Here is a 17,917-nt window from a genome sequence, read left to right as displayed (position 1 = left end):
CGTCACCCCACCGGTATCCACTCGCCGGCGCGTAGCACCGCGAAGAGTCGTTGCGTTCCATCATCCAGGACTTCCCACATCTCTGCGCCATCTCGCATATCGACACGTTGGGCGCGGTACTCCGGGATGATGTCGTCGCCCGTCTTGAGGAATCCGTTGCCCGTGAACGGCGGGCGGTAATGGTCGACGGACCCGTCGCCACCCATCGAGCTGTGCAGCTGGGGCTTCACCGACCCCGACGTGTCGATGTCCGGCTGGAACCGGACGACGAATGCCGACTGATCGTCCTTCAGGAAATTCGTTCCGGGATAGTCGAGCCGCAGGGACCGGTAGAAGTCCGCGGGCGTCGTCAGGTGCGCGGTGTCTTCCGCGACCGACACGGACCCGGTGATCGTGCCCTCGTCGCCGAGGACGATGTTCTCGCCCTGCCCGAATGTCAGGGTCCCCGTCGAGTCGAAGTGCGGCTGGTCGAGCACCTTCTGGAAGACCGTGTCCGGAGATACCTGAGCGGTGAGTTCGTTGCGAACGCCGTTGACGACGGTCTTCTCAGCCGTGCTCAGGGTGTCGATCGGCCTGTTGATCAGGTCTTCGAATTGCGAGCGCGTCACCCCGTGCTTGTCGAGAAGCGGCGTGGTCACACGACTGTCGCCGAGCGACTCCGGCGCGAACGAGGTCGTGTGTTCGGTCCCGTCCATCATCGAGTACACGCGTCCAGGCGCCCCAGGCGCCCCAGGCGCCCCAGGCGTCGTCGTGTCGTTCGTGGACGCGTTCGCGTTGTCGGGGGTGGTCCTCTCACCAGGACCGGCGTCCGAGCCACGGTCGTCTTGCCCGCCGTGGGGGACTCCGTCGTCGCCGCGGCCCACGCCGCCACTCCCGATGCCGTTGTCGGAACCGAGGTGGCCGCCAGCGCCGGTGCCGTCGCCGCCCGCGGTGCTGTGGTCGCTGCCCGTGGAGGGCTCGCGCACGACCGTGGACTCTCCCGAACTGCTCGTCTCGCGGCGGACGGGGGCGTCTTGGACGAGGGAGTCCACGGCGCCGGGACTCGCCTCACCGCGCACGCCACCGGCCGCCACGAGCTCGGGCTCGCGTACGGGCGCCGTAACACCGGCATCCACTCCGCCGTCGGTGCGCACGGGCGCGTCCGTACGCATGGGCACATCGCCGCCGCGCACGCCGTCGAAAGCGCCGGCGGGCATCTCGACGCGGCCGGAAGGGATCTCGGCGGTCGGGGGGAATTCGTACACGGGCACGCCGTCGTCGATGCGGGCCGTGACGGTGCCCAGATCCACGCCCGCGCCGTCCAGTGCGCTCAGCGCCGACGTCGGGCCATCGGCGACCAGCGGCATGTCGGGGGTGTTGAGGTGGAAACCGTCGGTGGTGTTCGAGCCGAGGCGGCCGATGAGGCCGTCGAGGCTGTGCAACCCCGCGCCGCCGAGGCGCATGGCACCGTTCATCGCGAGCGCGGCCGGGTCGACGAAGTCGGCGACCCGCGCCATCTTCGACACGACGGAGGCCGCGGTCGAGGCGGTCTTGACGCCCGCGACGGCCGCACCGCCGACGGGGATGAGCGCAGTGCCCACGTTGAAGACCGACTCGCCGAGGGCGGTGCCGGGGTCGTCCTGCCACTTGTCCCACGCGATGAGCGCTTTGCCGGTGTTGATCGCGGCTTCGTCGGCCTGCGCCTTGAAGTCGCGCACCTCTTGAGGGAGGAACCCGTCCATGCCCATGGACTGCATCAGGGAGTCGGATTGGAAGATGGGCGCGAGGATGCCGGTGTTGGCGGCGCCCGCGAAGAGGAGCATGCCGAGATTCCCCCAGGCGGCGCCGTAGGCGTCGCCCGAGAAGAAGTCGCCCGTTTCGGGGTTGTAGCCGAGCACGAGTGTGCCGAGACCGGTGATCGTGCCCCAGACTCCACCGACGGCGATGCCCTCCCACAGGAAGTCCTTGAACACGAAGTTCACGGTCGCCTCGCCGCAGCCCTCGGTGCGTTCGACTTCGGCGCCCCAGGGCATCTCGGTGCCCTCGGGGATCTCGGAGATGCCGTAACCGAGGGAGTCGTCTTCGGACTGCGCGGCTCGCAGAGGGGCGGCGCCGTACAGCGCGCGGATGCGGTTCGCGCACGTGCGCTCGGCCTCCCACAGCTTGACCTGCTGCGCGTTCACCGCGGCGAGCAGCTCGTTGTTGCGGTCGACGTGCTCCTGCGACTCGTGCCACTCCTTGGTGACCGTGCGGTACTGCTCGGGAGCCGCCGGAGCCGTCGTCGTCGACGACCCCCACGATCCCTGATAGGTCGGCATGGTGGTCGCCCCGCCGTAGGGCGACTGCGCGGCCGTCCACGCCGGGTTGATCTCGCGCACCTGAACGCCACCCTGGATGGAATCCACGAACGTCTTCGCGTCGGCGCGTAGCGCGTCGAGCTCGGCCTTGATCGGCCGGACGTCGGCGGCGAAGGCGACGAGCGCCGCCGACACCTCGGCCAGGTTGTCGCCCGCCTGCGTCGCCTGGGAGCTGACGGGGGCCATGAGCCCGAGCAGCGTCGGCGATTCGGGCGCTTCGTAGACCGCCGCCATGCCCTGCCAGGTGAAGTTCACGTTGGATCCGTGCTCCGCCACCTGGCCGGAGATCGTGCCGACCGTGCGGGCGTTCTCTTCGATGGCATCCGGCTGGATGTCGGCGCCGGGGATCTTCTCGTAGTCGATGGGGCTGGGCATCACATCGCCCCGTTCGGAAGGTCGGGCGGGTAGACGGCGGCGACGGCGGCGGACTGCGCGGTGGCGGCCATCTCCATGTCGCCGGCGACGTACGCCTCGGTGGCGGAGACGACACCCTGGGCAGCCGCGCCGATGCGCGTGCTCATGCCCTGGATGCGCGGGCCCTCCTCCTGCTCGAAGTACGCCTGGACCGCCTCGGAGATCGCACCCGACTGCGTCGCCGTCACCGCTCCCTCGAGAGCAGGGCTCAGTGCATTCAGCGCCGTGCCGAGAGCCTCGGCATCGACGTTGACGTCCTGCAGTACGGATACGACACCCGACGGCTGAATACGCCACGCTGTCATCGCCCGATCCCCTTCACTTCTGTTCTGCGCGCGCGTCGCTCACCCCTGACGCCGCGCACCGGCGATGCCGGGCGCGACCGCGCCCGGCATCGTGCGGCCCGTATCAGCCGATCGACTCCACCGCCGCGCGAGCCTTGCTCAGCGCGGTCTGGGCCGATTCGTCATTGCGCTCGAGCGAGGAACGCAGCGTCTGGATGATGCCGCGCACCTCGGCGGCGGCGTTCTTCCAGCGCAGCTCTTTGGCGCGGTAGTCCTCCGACACCCCGTCGGCGGAGTAGTCGGCCATGGCCGCCTGCACGTCGCGGTCGCGCTGGTCGATGAGCGACTCCAGCAGCGCGGCGACGCGGTTGAAGTTGTCCTGTGCGTTCTGCGAGGCCGCGATCGAGTAGTCGCGACGGTCTCCCTGGTTCACCATGAGTCAGTCCTCTCTGATCCTCAACGCGCGCCGAAGCGGGCGGCGTCGAACGACGACCCTGCTTCCAGGCCGGTGGTCTGATCGACCATGGACGACTCGCCTTCCTGGAAGGAGCGGTCCATGCTCGAGATGCCGCCGAGCACGCCGTCGAGGGCGAGCTTCAGCTCGGACGAGATCGCGTCGGTGCGCGACTTGAACCGGTCGAACGCGGCGCGACCCGCGCCCTGGAACTGCCCTTCGAGCGGCTCGGCGGCCTCGAACAGCTGACGCACCAGCAGGGACAGCTCATCACTCGACCCCGAGGTTGCCTTCGTCAGCACACCCAGAGTGTCGGAACCCATTGCGAACTTCACGAGCCCACCCTTCGATCGTGAACAACTTGCAGCGAACTCGACGACTCTAACCATCGCTCCCGGACGACGAAGCGAATATGAGAGAACTCTCCTTTTTCGCGCACGGGGGAGGAGGGGTCAGTCGCCCGCTTTCGCGGCGGCTTTCGCGGCGCGCTTGTGTTCGCGCACCTTGGTGAGCGATTCGGGGCTGACGATGTCGGCGACGGAGCGGAACGAGCCCTCCTCGCCGTACGGTGCCGACGCCTCCCGCCAGCCGGTGCCGTCGTATCCGCGCTGCTTACCGAGCAGGGCGAGGAAGATCTTCGCCTTCTGCTCGCCGAAGCCGGGCAACGCCTTCAGACGCTTCAGCACGGTCGCGCCGTCGGGGTCGTCGCGGGTCCAGATGTTCGCGGCATCCCCGTCCCAGTCCTGCTCGACGGCGGCGCACAGCGACTGGACGCGCTTGGCCATCGACCCCGGGAAGCGGTGCACCGCGGGCGACCGGGAGAACGCGGCGGCGAAGTCGTCGGGGTCGTCGTGCGCGATGGTGGCGGCATCCATCGACCCGGTGCGCTGCTGGATCTTCAGCGGGCCGGCGAACGCCGTCTCCATCGCGACCTGCTGGTCGAGCAGCATCCCGATGAGCAGTGCGAGCGGGTTGCTCGTCAGCAGGTCGTCGGCGGCGGGGTCATCGGTGATGCGCAGGCTCATGTCTCCATTCTCGCGCCGTGGCTCGTATCGGGCGTCGCGGGTCACCCGCGCTCGGCGACCCACTTCTCGGCGAAGGGCACGGCGTCCATCGTCGCGAGGTCACGGGTGATCTCGTTCAACTGGTCGGTGAAGGCGTCGACATCGCCCGGCGGGAGCCGCTTGACCACCGACCCGTCGACGCGGCGGATCACGACCTCGCTCACCGATGGCGCATTCCCGCCTGCGTCGAAGAAGCCCATCACGACGGTGGCTGCCCAGCGCAGTCCGTTGCGGGCGCGGTCCTCACCGGCGACGGCGTAGACCTCGGATGCCGGTGTGTTCACGGCATCCATCCTGCCGGAGCCACCCCGCCCCTCGAGGCGAGGCGCTGCGGGAGGCGATTCGGGGAAGGGAGGACGGATGCCGCGGTCTCGGTCCTCCGGTCGCGATCCGTCCTCCGCTCGCCGGCGCCGGCGCCGGCACCGGCTCGAGGCGCCTCGCGGCCGGCTCGGCGTCGGACGTGATTCGGGGAATGGAGGATGGATGCCAAGGCGGCAATCCTCCGCTCGCGGGGAAAGCACCGCAGCGCGGCGCGTCAGCCCGCGTCGGCGATACCGCGCTGGTCGAGGGCGGCAGGATCGACGGCGGCGGGGTCGGTGACCTCGATACCGAAGAGTGCGGAGAGCGCATCGACGTACTCGTCGGCGCGGCCGGTCTCGGCGAGCTCGTGCGCCCGCGTCGTCGGGGTGTGCAGCAGTACGCCCACCAGGTGGCGGAGGGCCTGCTCGGTCTGTCCGCCCTCGTCGCCGCGGGCGCGCACGCGGGCCACCTCGGCGTCGAGCACGCCGAAGACGTGGGCGCGCAGGGCGACGACCGCGGGGGTGATGTTCTTGCGCTCGCCGACCGAGGTGAAGCGGCGCGCGGCGTCTCGCACGAGGTCGCGCGCGGCATCCGTCGCCTGCAGTTCTTCGAGCGGGGCGTGCAGGCGGATGGTCTCGAGGTCGAGCAGGTCGATGCCGGCAACCGTGGCGACATCGGGGTCGACGTTGCGGGGCAGCCCCAGGTCGATCACGAGGCGACGCGCGGTGTGGTCGACGGGGCAGACGCCGGCCGAGGTGTCGACGGCGGTCTCGTAGGCCCCGCGTCCGGCGGCGAACGTGGCCGCGCTCAGTACGTAGTGCTCGGCGGTGGTGCACGTGATGACGAGATCGGCGTGGGCGACGGCGGCGGGGAACGTCTCAGCCGACACCGCGCGCAGACCGTGCTTGAGGGCGAACTTCGCCGCCCGGCCCGAGGGCGAATGCACCGAGATGTCTTCGGCGCCCTGGTCGCGGAGGGCGGCGACCGTGGCGGCGGCGTAGGCGCCGGTGCCCACGAGGAGCACGCGCTGCGTCGACCAGTCGGTGATGCGGCTGTCGGCGAGCTCGAGGCCGAGACGCACGAGCGATCGACCGGCGCGGCCGATGGCTGTGGAGTTCTTCACGCCGCGCTGCGCCTCGGACGCCCGCTGGAACAATCGCTCCAATTCGGCGGACGTGGTGCCGAGCTTGCGCGACTCGGTGAGGGCGCGGCGCACCTGGCCGGCGATCTCGCCCTCGCCGACGACGACGGATTCGAGACCGGATGCCACCGAGAACAGGTGCTCGGCGACCTCGCTGCCACCGAGCACGGTGTACCGGCCCTCGAGCTCGCCGGCGGGCACGCCCGTTGCGGCCTCGATGGCGGCGAGGGTGGCCTCGATGCCGAGGGCGACGGCGGCGGTGACCGGCTCGTCCATGTCGACGTACGCCTCGAAGCGATTGCACGTCGCGACGACGACAGCGCCCTGCACGCACTCGTCGTGCGCGGCGATCAACGGGGCGACGGGGGTGCGGGGTACGCTGAGCCGCTCGAGGAGCTCGAAGGACGCGGTCTTGTGACTCGCGCTGACGCACAACAACACCTCATCATTCTACGCCCGGGTGTCGCGAGGTGTTCCGGACGGCGTCTCGACGTCAAGGCATCCCCTTCTCGCCCAGGGGGCGGGTGGGAGGATGGATGCCATGGCATCCCTCGACGCACCCCTCCTCCGCGCCCTCCGTGGCGACCGCCCCGAGCGGCAGCCGGTGTGGTTCATGCGGCAGGCAGGGCGCTCGCTGCCGGAGTACCGGGAGCTCCGCGTGGGCACCCGCATGCTCGATGCGTGCCTGACCCCCGACCTCGCGGCCGAGATCACGCTGCAGCCGATCCGCCGCCACGACGTGGATGCCGCGATCTTCTTCAGCGACATCGTCGTGCCGTTGCGCCTCGCCGGTGTCGACGTGGTCATCGAGCCCGGGCGCGGCCCGGTCTTCGCCGATCCGGTGCGCACGGCCGACGACGTGGCCCGCGTCACCTCGATCGACCCCGACGACGTCGCCGCCGCGGCGGAGCCCGTGCGCGAGGCCGCCCGCCGCGTCACTGCCGAGCTCAGCGACGCGGTGCCCCTCATCGGTTTCGCCGGAGCGCCTTTCACCCTCGCCGCCTACCTCGTGGAGGGCGGTCCGTCGAAGGAGCATCTGCGCGCCCGCGGCATGATGCACGCCGACCCCGCCTCGTGGCACCGGTTGGCCGGCTGGCTCGCCAAGGTCTCGCGCGCTTTCCTCGACGCGCAGATCGAGGGCGGCGCCCAGGCGGTGCAGCTCTTCGACTCGTGGGCCGGCTCGCTGTCGCCGTCGACCTTCCGCGAGTTCATCGCCCCGCACTCGCGCGACGCGCTCGAGGGTATCGAGGTCCCCCGCATCCACTTCGGGGTGGGAACGGGCGCGTTCCTCGACGACATGCGCCTGGGCGGCCTCGCCGACGCGGTCGGCGTCGATTGGCGGATGCCACTCGACGAGGCCGCAGCCCTCGTCGGTCCCGACGTCACCCTGCAGGGCAACATCGACCCGGCGCTGCTCGGCGCCCCCTGGCCGGTGCTCGAAGCCCACGTCGACGACGTGTTGACGCGTGGCCGCGTGGCGCGCGCGCACGTGCTGAACCTCGGCCACGGGGTGCCGCCCGACACCGATCCCGAGGTGCTGACCCGCATCGTGGCGCACGCGCACGGGCACGACGTGGATGCGGGCGGCACGGCCGCTGCGGGCGACACGACCGGCGAGAGCGCGCGCGGGAACGCCGCGTGAGCGAGGCCCTCGACCGCCTGGTGCAGCATGCGCACGACACGCGCGTGGTGGTCGTCGGCGGCGGGGTCTCGGGCCTCGTCGCCGCCCGCGAGTGTGCGAAGGTCGGGCTGCAGGTCACGGTGATCGAGGCGTCCGACGCCTTCGGTGGTGTCCTGCGGTCCGCGGAGGTCGGCGGGATGACCCTCGACGTGGGGGCCGAGAGCTACGCGACCCGGGGCGGAGTCGTCCGCGAGCTGCTCACCGAGCTCGACCTCGGCGAGGCCGTCGTGTCGCCGAATCCGGCGGGTGCGTGGGTGGCGGGTGTGCCCGGTGTCGGCGCCGCGCCGCTGCCGAAGGGCGGGGTGCTCGGCATCCCCGACAATCCCTTCGCCCCCGATGTGCGACGCGTCATCGGCTGGTCGGGGGCCTGGCGCGCCTACCTCGACCGGGTGCGTCCGCCGCTGACCATCGGACACGCGCACAGTCTCGGAAAGCTCGTGCGCTCGCGCCTCGGCGCGCGGGTGCTGGAGCGCCTCGTCGCCCCCGTGACCAGCGGGGTCTACTCCGCGCGCCCCGACGACATCGACGTCGACCTGGCCGCTCCCGGGCTGAACGCCGCCCTCACCCGCACCGGCTCGCTGACGGGCGCTGTCGCAGAGCTTCGCGCGCGTCGATCGGGTGCGCGGCCCGCCGACGCTCCGGCATCCGATGTGCCCGTCGCCTCCGGCTCCGCGAGGGTCGCCCCCGCGCCCGGCGGTGCGGTGGAGGGACTCAGGGGAGGCATGTCGCGCCTCGTCGACGCCCTCGTGGAGGGGTTGCGCGAGAGCGGCGTCGAGCTTCGCACAGGAGTCGCCGCCACGAACCTGACCCCGGCCGGCGACGGGTGGGCGATCGGAACGTCGCTCGACGACGAGCCCCTCACCGCCCGCGCCGTCATCGTCGCCCTGCCCGAGGGGCCGGCGCGTGCGCTGTTGGCACCGGTGGTCCCCGGACTCGAGGTGGGCGACCCGATCGCCCCGGTGGTCGAGGTGGTGACCCTGGTGGTGAACGCCCCGGTGCTCGATCGCGCTCCCCGCGGGACCGGCGTCCTGACGGTGCCCGGCAGCCACACCGCCAAGGCCCTCACCCACTCGAGCGCGAAATGGGACTGGGTTCGGGATGCCACCGAGCCCGGCGTCCACGTCGTGCGGGTGTCGTTCGGGGCGCAGGGCGAAGAGCCGGCCACCGCGGCCCTCGACGACGACGATGCCGCGCGACTCGCCCTGTCGGAGGCGGCGGCCCTGCTCGGCGTCGAGCTGCCGGCATCCGTTCTGCTGGCGGCGCATCGCTCGCGCTATGTGCAGTCGCAGCCCGCCGCGACGATCGGTCGTGCGGCCGTGACCGCCGCGGCGCGCGGTGCGGTGCGGGCCGTCCCGGGTCTCGGTGCCACGGGAGCCTGGATCTCGGGCACCGGGCTGGCGCAGGTGATCCCCGACGCGCGCGACGAAGCCGATCGCGTACGCAGCGCCGCACTCTGGCGCAGCTGAGCGCCGCCGCGATCGTCCATGCGGGCCGCGCTGTCAAGGGCGGATGCCGGAGACGGCATACATGACTACTGTGAGACTCGACCAGCACTCGATCGAGCGTGAGGAGACCCCATGAGGGGCAAAGCAGCACTCGTCGTCGGACTCGTGGCGGGCTACGTGCTCGGAGCACGCGCCGGCCGCCAGCGTTACGAGCAGATCAAGGAGCAGGCCGAGAAGGTCTGGGACCAGCCCGCCGTACAAGGACAGGTCGAGAAGGTGAAGGCGCTCGGCGTCTCCGCGCTCAAGTCCGTCCCCGGCGTGGTGTGGAAGGGCGCGAAGTCCGTCACGGGCGCCGCGAGCCAGTCCGGCACCGTTCAGGAGCGCGCCGAGCGCGCGACGCGGGCGGCCAAGCGGTCGGCATCCGAGGTCGCCGACGCCGTCGAAGACTCCGTCGACGACGCGAAGCAGGCCGAGAAGACGGCGACCGCGCGGGCCAAGGCGGCCCAGAGCGGCTCCAACGCGTCGGAGGGCTGACGCGCATGACCACTCCTCGCGGGTTCCGCGATCGTTCCGACGACGGCTTGTTCACACTCATCGGCGACATCCCCGAACTGGTGCGCAACCTCGTCGTCGCCGAGATCAACGGGGCGAAGGCGTGGGCGCAACGGACGGCCAAGGACGCCGGGATCGGCGCCGGCTGGTTCGTCGGCGCCCTGATCGTGCTCTTCTGGGCCGTTCCGGTGTTCTTCGCCTTCGTCATCGCCGGCCTGTCGTCGTGGTGGCCCGTGTGGCTGTCGGCCCTCGTGGTCTTCGGCGTGATGGTCGTGATCACCGCGATCCTGGCGTTGCTGGGCTACCTGCGTTTCAAGAAGCTGTCGAACCGCGAGAACCCGGGCAAGGCCATCGCGGAGGACGTCCGCATCGTTAAGGAGGCCCGCGATGAGTATTGATCGTCCCGTCCCCGTGCCCCGCACCGCCGTGCCTCTCGGGATCTCCGACCCCGTCGAGTCGGCCCGCGCCGAGCTGAAGGCGGCGTTGGCGGCCATCGAGGTCAAGGCCAACGTCCCGCGTCGTGCCAGTGACGCCGTCGACCGCACGGTCAGCGAAGTGCGTGCCAAGGCGCGGTCGAACCCCACCGCGGCCGCTGCCGCCGTGGGTGGTGTCGCAATCGCCGTCGGCCTCGCCGTGTGGGGGATCGTCAACGCCTACACGCGCTGAGCATCCGCGTCCGGCACTCCAGAAGCTCCCCGGCGGGGAGGTCGTCCGTACAGGGCGGCCTCCCCGTTTCTGCGTCGAGCATCGTGTGCGGGATGCCGAGCGGGCGGGGGCCCGATCCATCTCGCGGTCGTAGCGGGTTCCGAGGCCCGATCCGGCTCGCAGCCGGGCGGACGCCGGCGTGCACCCGCTGCGGCACGAGTCCGGGTGAAAGCGTGCGCGGAGGGGCTACGCGCTCCGTCTCGACCGTCGGGTCCGGACCAAGACGATCAGAAGCGCGCCGAAGATCAGCAGGAGAAGGGCTGCCACGGCCGGTCGCCAGGGCTCCCCACCGATCCCCGAGCTCGCCAGGACGTCCCGATCGGTCGCGCCGACCGATCGCGCCGCGGTGTCGTGCGCCGAGCTGCCCGCCGCCGACGATCCCCCGGCGCCGACCGGTGCCGCGCCGGACGGGTCCGGGATGACGCCCGGACCGGGGGTGACCCCCGGATCGCCCGGCGTCCCCACGCCGACGCTCGGGAAGACGAAGCGATCGTCGACGCGGACGGCGGCGACGGTCGCACTGCGCACCTCCGTCTCGTTCGCCACCTCGGCGGTGCGGGCGGTGAACGAGCAACGGAGGGTGATCCGCCCCGACTCCCCGGCGCTGCCGCCCGTGTTCCAGCCCGCCTCCGTCACAAGGGCGAGCAGATCGAGGTGGGCGCCGAACGGGACGACCTTGGTGAAGGGTTTCCCGGTGCGCGACCAGGCTGTCCACGCCACGTCGCCGTACTGCATGACCGAGCTCGTGTTCCAGGCGGGGGCGACGCATACGGCGGTTCCGTCGTCAGCCCGGTCGACGGTGACGTCGGTGGTGGCGACGGGTCCGCTGAGGCTCGGGTTGGGCACGTGCGACGTGATCCACGCTTCCAGGGCGGGCCCGCACCGGGTCTTCGCGCCCCAGGTGGTGAGGGCGCAGTCAGGAACGGGAGCGCTCGGCCAGAGCGTCCGGGTGGCGGCGGGGTCTCCTTCGTAATGCTCCCCGTTGGCCGCATCGATCGGGGCGAGCCATGAGGGCGCACCCTGGGCGAACGACTCGCCGCGGGTGGAGTACATCGCGTCGATGATGGTCGCGCATTCCTCGTCGATGTTCGGCTGGCCGCGGCACTCGCGCTTCCTGTCGATCATCACCATGCTGTCGATGTCGGGGTTCACGGGCGTGACGCGGTACGCGTTCTGCACGGACATGGCCCCCTCGATCGAGAGCCGGTTCACCCACCACGACCCCACCGACTCGTGACACACGGCGCCGTCCTGTGTCGCGACGAAGCACTTGACACTCATCTTCGCGTCATCCAGCACACGCGGCGCGAAGTCGACAGTCATCCAGAGTCGCGAGTGCGGGAACGACAGGCCCGTGCCCCGGGACCATTCCGGTATCGGACTCCGCCACATCGGGAAGTTCTGACTGGCCGCCTCGTTCGGCATCCACGCGCTCGTGTCCGCCTTCACCGTGAATGCGTGCGAGGGATCGGTGCCCGCGGGCGCCGGAGACACGGAATCCTTCATGGTCGTGAGAATGTCCAGCGGGGCGAAGGGGGCCACACCGGAGTTCTGCCATCCGCTTCCCGACCGCCACCGCATGGCCTCTTCGCGTGTCGTGGTCTGCACCGTCGGGTGCGTCGCACGGTAGCCGTTGCTCAGGTCGGACCACTGCTGTGAGCCCGCTGGCACGAATCCGTCGATCCCGTAGGCCGAGACGGCGCCGGCGGTCGTCGACCAGGTCCCGGTCGTCCACGCCGCCGGGAAGGTCGAGGGATCCCTCGCCCACACCCGGGATGCCACCCCCACCGGCGCTCCGGCCGAGAGGAGGGGCTCGTCGGCGGGGGCCCCGGCCGCCCGGGGTGTGGTGGGTTGGTACGACAGGCCGGTCACATCGGTGCCCATGCTCATCACGACGTTCGTGTCGCTGATCGGCACGCCCACCTCGCGCCACTCGGCCGCGAAGCCGTTGTAGATGGTCTTGGCGAGGGTCAGGCCGCCGTCGCACGTGGCTCTGGCCATCGCCGGGCCGTTCGTCTTCGCCAGGGCGCACACCCTTGCCGAATCCTCGACGCTGAGGGGGCCGTGGGCGGTGACGTAGTCCCTGCTGACCCGCATGAGGGATGCCTGCTGGTGGAGGTAGGTGCCCTGCGCGACGGCGGTCTGCCAGAACGAGACGAGCTTCTGCAGCGGGTCGTAGTAGTCGCGATCATCGAGCCACGCGCCGTGAGCGGTCGCCGGCATCCCTCTCAACGCCGCCGCGGAGGTGTTCCCGATCTTCCAGTCGTTGAGGTAGGCGCGCCCGCAGCTCTGGATGATGCCCGCGACGCCGCCGGTGGTACCCATGTCCGCGTGCACGCTGCGGAGGGATTCCGCGAAGGCGCTGTGGTCCGGAAGGATGGCCTCGCTCTCGCCGGTCGTGTACGCGATGAACGAGTTGATCGCGACCTTGAGGTCGTCCTCGTCAGCGGTGCCCACGCGCACCTCATCGATCTTGTCGACGACGTTCGCGTAGGCGTCGTTCGCGGCAGCCAGCTTGGTGAGATAGTCGCGCGGTCGGCTGGCCTGCACGGCGCAGGTGCCGGTCAGGACGTCTTGGCCGACCGTGGCGATCTCCGCCTCGATCGTCACGAGGGAGTTCTGCACCTGATCGATCTTGTGCTCGATGTCGTCGAGCTGCTTCAGGCGTTCCAGCACGTCGCCGATCGACGGAGCGGACGAACCGCCGAAGATCGCCGAGATCAACGGGGAGGCGATCGAGAGAGCGGTGTTCCACGGCCCGGTCTTGAGACCGAACAGTCCCTCGGCCCAGCCGAGACCGGTCTGCATGCTCGCGATCCAGCTCTGCGCGTCTTCCTCCCACGCGGCCTGCGCCGGCGCGGGGGCCGCGACCACGTTCCCGGCGACGATGACCGCGCCCGCGAGGACGGCGGCCGGGTACTTCAAGAAGCGGCGGGATCGTCGGGGGGTGCGCGAGCGGAGCATGGGGCCTCGAATCATCTCGGGTCGTCGCGCGGGGGCGCAGTTCACTGTGGCAGGCGCAGGAGGTCGGCGCCACAGGAAATTCAGCGGTGGCGACTCGACTTGCCCGGACGGCTGCCCGACCCCTCGTCACGCTCCGGGGCCGGCTGCAGGTCACGGCTCGGCGGCGAACAGCCCCTGCAGCAGATCCTCGAAGTACTCCGGCGTCACGGCGATCGGGCCGGCGTAGGCGTGGTCGAAACCGGCGATGGCGTAGAGCAGCAGCGCGACGAACAGCGCGAGCATCGCCGACATCAGCAGGTGCACGCGGAGGTTTCGCACCTCGATGAGGCCGATGAGGATCGCGTTCAGTACCGCGCCGACGGCCAGCACGATCCACAGCACGCTCGGCAGCGCCAGGTGGGTGAGGGCGATGCGCTCCCGCCGGCTCTCCACGAGCGAGTGGAACTGATCGAGCGACTGCTGCACGTACAGGATCTCGGCGGGGGAGGTGGGCTGCACGGAGGCGATCGCCTGCTGCATCGCGGTGATGTTGGCATCCGTCTCGGCGGGGATCTGGAGCTGCCGCTGCATCGGCCAGTCGAGGTCGATGACGTTGCGCGTGTATTCGGCGATCTGCTGCTGCAGTTGTGTCGACGCCGGTTCCGGAAGCAGCGCGCCCGTGCGGTAGAGCGCGGCGAGCGTCGAAGACTCCTCGAGCACGACCCCGTCGACCTCGGTGAAGTTGCCGTAGGCGGCCGCGGCGATGAGCGCCAGGGTCACGCCGTAGAAGACGCCGTAGGCGCCGACCGCGTAGCTGAGGACGCGATCCCACTCCTCACCCTGGGGCGCGACCCGGAAGACCCACTTGCGCAGGACCAGCAGAATGGCGCACGAGCCGCCGACCACGAGCACGATGAACACCGGCAGTCCCACGGACAACGGCAGGTCGTAGAGCCACATCCGGCACCCCTTCACCGCGGCATCCCCCGACACCGTCGTCGCACAGTACCAATGGCGGGCGGCGCGCCGCACCTGTCGGTCTTTCACCGGTGAGTCAACCGGTTTGGCCCGCCGCCGCAGCGAGACGAGACTAGGACGCATGTCCCACGACAGCTCATCTTCCGTGTACACGCTGTGGGCGGTTTTCCGCCGCGATCCCGAGAACCCCGTCACCGCCGTCGACGCGACCGAGCTCGCCGACCTCGTCTCGCTCGTCGAGGCCGACGGCGTCACGGTCCGAGGCTTCTACGACGTCAGCGGCCTCCGCGCCGACGCAGACCTCATGGTGTGGCTGCACGGCGAAGACCCCCAGGCACTCCAGCGCGACCTGCGCCGTCTCCGTCGCACCGAACTGCTCAAGAACCTCCTGCCGACCTGGAACGCCATGGGCGTCCACCGCGATGCCGAGTTCAATCGCTCGCACGTGCCCGGGTTCCTCCGCGGCATCGAGGCGCAGCAGTGGCTCTGCCTCTACCCGTTCGTGCGCAGCTACGAGTGGTACCTCCTACCCGAGGAGGAGCGCCGCGAGATGCTCATCGAGCACGGCAAGAAGGGGTCGCAGTACCGCGGCGTCATCGCCAACACCGTGGCATCCTTCGCTCTCGGTGACTACGAGTGGCTCCTGCCGATGGAAGCCGACGTGCTCACCGATCTCGTCGACATGATGCGCGACCTGCGCTACACCGAGGCCCGCCGTCACGTGCGCGAGGAGGTGCCGTTCTACACGGGTCGCCTCGTCGCCCTCGACGAGATCCCCGAGATCCTGCAGTGAGCGCACCCCTTCGCCTCGGCACGCGTCGCAGCGCTCTCGCGATGACGCAGTCGCAGACCGTCGCCGACGCCGTGGCCGCGGTGTCGGGGCGTGTGGTCGAACTGGTGCCCATCGTGTCGGAGGGAGACGTCAACCGCGCCTCGCTGTCGCAGCTGGGCGGACGCGGGGTGTTCGCCAACGGTCTGCGCGAAGCGCTCGCCGCCGACCGGTGCGATTTCCTCGTGCACTCGCTGAAAGACCTGCCGACGCTCCAGCCCGAGGGGCTGGTCATCGCGGCGACACCCGCGCGCGAGGACGCCCGCGACGTCGTCGTGACGCGCGACGGCACCCCGCTGGGCTCCCTCCCGCCGGGGTCGCGCGTCGGTACCGGCTCGCCCCGTCGCGTCGCGCAGGCCCGGCGGCACAACCCCCGGCTCGACATCCATGACATTCGCGGCAACGTCGATTCGCGTCTCGCGCGGGTACGCGATGGGGAGCTGGATGCCGTCATCCTCGCGGCCGCGGGCATCTCGCGCCTGGGCGGAGATCTCGGCGGACTGCACGCCGAAGAGCTGGGCCTCAGCGAGTGGCCCACCGCTCCCGGGCAGGGGTCGCTCGCCGTCGAGACCCGCACCGACATCGATCCCGAGATCCACGCCGCACTCGCTCAGCTCGACGACGCGGACACGCGAACGGCCATCACGGCGGAGCGCACGGTGCTCTCGGCTCTCGACGCCGGTTGCAGTGCGCCCGTGGGTACGCATGCCTCGATCGCCGACGGCGACCTGCGGTTGCGCGCGATCGTCTACGCCCTCGACGGATCCCGCCGGATCGGCATCGATCGGACGGTGCGACTTGACTCGGGGTATGCTCGGGAACCTGGCAGTGGCAATGATGCGGATGCTGCCGACGACGGGGGATCCATCGCGCGCGCGACGCGTATGGGCCGAGAAACCGCGCGTCGGTTGCTCGAACGCGGGGCGGCCGACCTGGTACCACGAGAGTCGACCACATGAATGAAGGCCACTGGCACACGCCGAACCCCTCGACGGGCAGCGTGCCCAAGCCCCTTGCCGGACGGCGCGTCCTCGTGCCGCGCGGCGGCCCCTGGGGCGACGGTGTCGCCGCGCGCCTGCGGCAGCTCGGGGCCGTGCCGGTCATCGCTCCATTGATCAACTTCGCACCGACGAACGATCAGGCGACCCTCGACGAGGCCTTGTCGGATCTCGCCGGGGGCGAGTTCGACTGGCTGACGCTGACCAGTGCGACGACCGTCGACGTGCTCTACGCCTACAAGGCGGTCATCCCCACGCGCACCCGTGTCGCCGTCGTGGGCGAAACCACCGCCGCCGCCATGCAGGCGGTCGGGTACCGCGTCGACCTCGTGCCCGAGCGCGACAACTCTGCGCAGGGCATGGCCGAGCAGATGATCCACCTCGAGTCGGTGCCCCGCAAGGTTCTGACCCTCCGCAGCGAGATCGCCAAACCGGTGTTGACCCGTCTGCTCATCGAAGCGGGCCACGACGTGCGCAGCGTCGTGGCGTACCGCACCGTCGGGGTCCCCGCCTCCGAGAAGATCGCGGGCGACGTGCACTCCGGTCGCATCAACGCGATCCTCGTCACCAGCGGTTCGGTCGCCGAACAGGTCGTCGAGCAGTTCCCCGACATCCCGGCATCCACCGTCATCGCCGCCATCGGACCGCGCACCGCGAAGGACGCCAAGCGCGCCGGTCTCAGCGTCGACGTCGTCGCCGAACGGCAGACGGTCGACGCCCTCATCGAGGCGGTCGCTCGTTTCCCCGTCCCCACCGAATCGACCCCATGAGTTTTCCCGAGCACCGCCCGCGGCGCCTGCGCCGCACCCCCGCCGTCCGTCGTCTCGCCCGAGAGACGCACCTCGTGCCCTCGCAGCTCGTGCTGCCGATGTTCGTGCGCGAGGGCCTCGCCGAGCCGAGCCCCATCGGCTCGATGCCGGGAATCGTCCAGCACTCGCTCGACTCGCTCCGGCGCGCGGTCGCCGAGGCGGCAAAGGAACGCATCGGCGGCGTCATGCTGTTCGGCGTGCCCGAGACCCGCGACGCGGTGGGCTCCGGCGCCGACGACCCGAACGGCATCCTGAACGTCGCGACCGAGGCCGTCGTGGCCGAGGTGGGCGACGCGCTGGTGGTGCAGACCGATCTGTGCCTCGACGAGTTCACCGACCACGGGCACTGCGGGGTCCTGCAGCCCGACGGGGCCGTCGACAACGACGCCACTCTCGAGCGCTACACCGCGATGGGTCTCGCGCAGGCGAGGGCGGGCTCGGCGATGCTGGGGCTGTCGGGCATGATGGACGGCCAGGTAGGCGCGGTGCGTGAGGCACTGGATGCCGAGGGCTTCACCGACACGCTCATCCTGGCGTACTCGGCGAAGTACGCCGGAGCGTTCTACGGCCCGTTCCGCGAGGCCGTCGACTCGCAGCTCAAGGGCGACCGTCGCTCGTACCAGCTCGATCCCGGCAACGGTCGTGAGGGTGTGCGCGAAGCGCTGCTCGACGTCGAAGAGGGCGCCGACGTGGTCATGGTCAAGCCCGCACTGCCCTACCTCGACGTGCTCGCCGACGTGAAGGCCTCGGTCGACGTGCCGGTGTGGGCCTACCAGGTGTCGGGGGAGTACGCGATGGTCGAGGCCGCCGCAGCCCACGGGTGGATCGACCGCCGGGGCGCGATCACGGAGAGCCTGCTCGGCATCCGCCGGGCCGGCGCGGACGCGATCCTGACGTACTGGGCCGTCGAGGCCGCCCGCTGGTTGCGCGCCGATCTCTGAGCTTCGCCCCCTCACGCGTGAGGGGTCACTCTTGGTCGCCCAG

18 protein-coding genes are annotated in these 17,917 nt (G+C 70.7%); 9 read left to right on the top strand and 9 right to left on the bottom strand.

The window, feature by feature from the left end:
- Positions 1–2 precede the first annotated feature (2 nt).
- The 7 genes from ASF76_RS01400 to ASF76_RS01370 form a co-directional block, all read right to left on the bottom strand.
- Positions 3–2,711, bottom strand: a complete 2,709-nt coding sequence (locus tag ASF76_RS01400; RefSeq protein WP_055951845.1) for a hypothetical protein — start codon at positions 2,709–2,711, stop codon at positions 3–5.
- Positions 2,711–3,055, bottom strand: coding sequence for a DUF6507 family protein (locus ASF76_RS01395; protein WP_055951841.1), 345 nt, complete (start codon positions 3,053–3,055; stop codon positions 2,711–2,713). Before ASF76_RS01395 ends, ASF76_RS01400 begins: the two co-directional genes overlap by 1 nt.
- 103 nt (positions 3,056–3,158) lie before the next feature.
- The gene (locus ASF76_RS01390; RefSeq protein WP_055951837.1) at positions 3,159–3,470 is read right to left on the bottom strand and encodes a pore-forming ESAT-6 family protein; all 312 of its coding nucleotides are present in this window, start codon (positions 3,468–3,470) and stop codon (positions 3,159–3,161) included.
- A 20-nt stretch (positions 3,471–3,490) separates the two neighbouring features.
- On the bottom strand, positions 3,491–3,823 hold the full coding sequence (locus tag ASF76_RS01385) for a hypothetical protein (RefSeq protein ID WP_055951834.1): 333 nt from the start codon (positions 3,821–3,823) through the stop codon (positions 3,491–3,493).
- 117 nt (positions 3,824–3,940) lie between these two features.
- Positions 3,941–4,513, bottom strand: a complete 573-nt coding sequence (locus tag ASF76_RS01380; protein WP_055951831.1) for an HhH-GPD-type base excision DNA repair protein — start codon at positions 4,511–4,513, stop codon at positions 3,941–3,943.
- Between the two features lie 41 nt (positions 4,514–4,554).
- Positions 4,555–4,836 carry a hypothetical protein gene (locus tag ASF76_RS01375; protein WP_156459077.1) on the bottom strand — a complete coding sequence of 94 codons (282 nt, stop codon included), beginning with the start codon at positions 4,834–4,836 and terminating at the stop codon, positions 4,555–4,557.
- A gap of 251 nt (positions 4,837–5,087) precedes the next feature.
- A complete protein-coding gene (locus tag ASF76_RS01370) occupies positions 5,088–6,434 on the bottom strand; it encodes a glutamyl-tRNA reductase (protein ID WP_055951824.1) in 1,347 nt (448 codons plus the stop codon).
- Between the two features lie 100 nt (positions 6,435–6,534).
- Here ASF76_RS01370 and hemE point away from each other — a divergent pair, with 100 nt between their 5' ends.
- From hemE to ASF76_RS01345, 5 genes are all read left to right on the top strand, one after another.
- Positions 6,535–7,635 carry a uroporphyrinogen decarboxylase gene (hemE, locus tag ASF76_RS01365; RefSeq protein ID WP_055951821.1) on the top strand — a complete coding sequence of 367 codons (1,101 nt, stop codon included), beginning with the start codon at positions 6,535–6,537 and terminating at the stop codon, positions 7,633–7,635.
- Positions 7,632–9,140 (top strand): protoporphyrinogen oxidase, encoded by a 1,509-nt coding sequence (gene hemG, locus ASF76_RS01360; RefSeq protein ID WP_055951818.1) that lies wholly within the window; start codon positions 7,632–7,634, stop codon positions 9,138–9,140. The genes hemE and hemG overlap by 4 nt, the downstream gene beginning before the upstream one ends.
- 111 nt (positions 9,141–9,251) lie before the next feature.
- Positions 9,252–9,653 (top strand): hypothetical protein, encoded by a 402-nt coding sequence (locus ASF76_RS01355; RefSeq protein ID WP_055951815.1) that lies wholly within the window; start codon positions 9,252–9,254, stop codon positions 9,651–9,653.
- 5 nt (positions 9,654–9,658) lie between these two features.
- Positions 9,659–10,069: a phage holin family protein gene (locus tag ASF76_RS01350; protein WP_055951811.1), complete on the top strand. Its 411-nt coding sequence runs from the start codon at positions 9,659–9,661 to the stop codon at positions 10,067–10,069.
- Complete coding sequence (locus tag ASF76_RS01345; RefSeq protein ID WP_055951808.1) at positions 10,059–10,337, top strand: hypothetical protein; 279 nt, start codon at positions 10,059–10,061, stop codon at positions 10,335–10,337. Before ASF76_RS01350 ends, ASF76_RS01345 begins: the two co-directional genes overlap by 11 nt.
- Before the next feature lie 225 nt (positions 10,338–10,562).
- Here ASF76_RS01345 and ASF76_RS01340 read toward each other — a convergent pair whose 3' ends face one another.
- On the bottom strand, positions 10,563–13,340 hold the full coding sequence (locus ASF76_RS01340) for a hypothetical protein (RefSeq protein WP_055951805.1): 2,778 nt from the start codon (positions 13,338–13,340) through the stop codon (positions 10,563–10,565).
- Between the two features lie 150 nt (positions 13,341–13,490).
- On the bottom strand, positions 13,491–14,366 hold the full coding sequence (locus ASF76_RS01335) for a bestrophin-like domain (protein ID WP_235561203.1): 876 nt from the start codon (positions 14,364–14,366) through the stop codon (positions 13,491–13,493).
- Between the two features lie 52 nt (positions 14,367–14,418).
- Between ASF76_RS01335 and hemQ the strand changes: the two genes are divergently transcribed.
- The 4 genes from hemQ to hemB are packed head-to-tail and all read left to right on the top strand — an operon-like array spanning position 14,419 to position 17,874.
- Positions 14,419–15,090 (top strand): hydrogen peroxide-dependent heme synthase, encoded by a 672-nt coding sequence (gene hemQ / locus ASF76_RS01330; protein WP_055951800.1) that lies wholly within the window; start codon positions 14,419–14,421, stop codon positions 15,088–15,090.
- Positions 15,087–16,085: a hydroxymethylbilane synthase gene (hemC, locus tag ASF76_RS01325; protein ID WP_055951798.1), complete on the top strand. Its 999-nt coding sequence runs from the start codon at positions 15,087–15,089 to the stop codon at positions 16,083–16,085. The genes hemQ and hemC overlap by 4 nt, the downstream gene beginning before the upstream one ends.
- Complete coding sequence (locus tag ASF76_RS01320) at positions 16,082–16,894, top strand: uroporphyrinogen-III synthase (RefSeq protein WP_055951794.1); 813 nt, start codon at positions 16,082–16,084, stop codon at positions 16,892–16,894. The genes hemC and ASF76_RS01320 overlap by 4 nt, the downstream gene beginning before the upstream one ends.
- Positions 16,891–17,874 carry a porphobilinogen synthase gene (gene hemB, locus ASF76_RS01315; protein WP_055951791.1) on the top strand — a complete coding sequence of 328 codons (984 nt, stop codon included), beginning with the start codon at positions 16,891–16,893 and terminating at the stop codon, positions 17,872–17,874. Before ASF76_RS01320 ends, hemB begins: the two co-directional genes overlap by 4 nt.
- The last annotated feature ends 43 nt before the right edge of the window (positions 17,875–17,917 follow it).

This window comes from Microbacterium sp. Leaf151 (assembly GCF_001424225.1).
Lineage (GTDB): Bacteria > Actinomycetota > Actinomycetes > Actinomycetales > Microbacteriaceae > Microbacterium.
Note: the sequence above shows the minus strand (reverse complement) of the source record. Positions and strands in the feature narration are given on the sequence as shown.